The 1,091-nt window shown below is 32.5% G+C and carries 1 protein-coding gene; it reads right to left on the bottom strand.

Features of this window, described 5'->3' with window-relative positions; translation table 11 throughout:
* Positions 1 to 1,091 (bottom strand): AMP-binding protein (locus ACEN2I_RS19980; RefSeq protein ID WP_441767837.1); only part of this gene is annotated, 1,091 nt, incomplete at both ends.

Genomic DNA, 1,091 nt, shown 5'->3' with positions numbered 1-1,091 from the left:
TAATTCTTCCCTGTTTAAATAACCTCGGGCGACTCCTAGCCCGCCAATACATAACTCCCCGACTACTCCTATTGGTAGAAGCTGATTATAATCATTCAAGACATAAAGCTGAGTATTATCAATTGGTTTACCAATAGGGATTTTAACCATTGGAGAAGTATTTGATATTTTATAATTAGTAGCTACTACTGTTGTTTCTGTTGGCCCGTAATTATTATAAATAGTAATATCGCTTGATTTACTTAAATGCAATGTATCTCCTCCTGTTAAAACAATAATGTTTGGTAAAGCTATTTCTTTATCTACAAAATTCTCACACACTAATGTTGGCATGTATGTATGCGTAATAGCATGTTGGCTTAAAAAACCTGAAAACTTATCCAGATCGTAACGGAATTTTTCAGAAATAGGATATAAGCTACCTCCAAAAAGTAAGTATGGATAAATTTCCCAAACACTGGCATCAAAACCAACTCCTGAGAATAGCGTACTTCTGCTTTTATCTGTTACCATATACGCTGATCGATGCCAAAAACATAAATTAATCAAATTTCTATGCTCAATCATAACTCCTTTTGGTTTTCCGGTACTACCTGAAGTATAAATAACATATGCTAAATTATCTGGGTCTGTAATTATTTCAGGCAATTCATCAGAATAAGAAGAACTAACCTCTTTGAAGGTATCTAATAATAGAGTATTTACAATTATAGAGCAATTACTGTCATTTATTATATACATTTTTCTTTCTTCTGGGAAACTAGAATCTATTGGTACATAAGATGACCCCGATTTCAATATAGCCAGAAATGAAATAATTAACCATTCACTGCGATCTAAAACTACTCCTATTATGATGTCTGGAGTACTATTATTAGTATTAATAGATAATAAATAGTGAGCCAACTGATTGGAAATTTTATCTAATTCCCTATAAGTCCACTCCTTACCATCAAAAACAACTGCAATAGCATTTGGTGTGCGTTTAACCTGTTCGGTAAATAAATCTACCACCGTTTTATCTTTTGGATATCCAACATCGGTACTATTGAAAATATCCAATAATTGATGTTCTTCTCCTTTGGTTAGTA

Origin of the sequence: Flavobacterium sp. W22_SRS_FK3, from assembly GCF_052113665.1 — a bacterium.
Classification (GTDB): domain Bacteria; phylum Bacteroidota; class Bacteroidia; order Flavobacteriales; family Flavobacteriaceae; genus Flavobacterium.
This window is presented reverse-complemented; position numbering and strand designations above follow the sequence as displayed.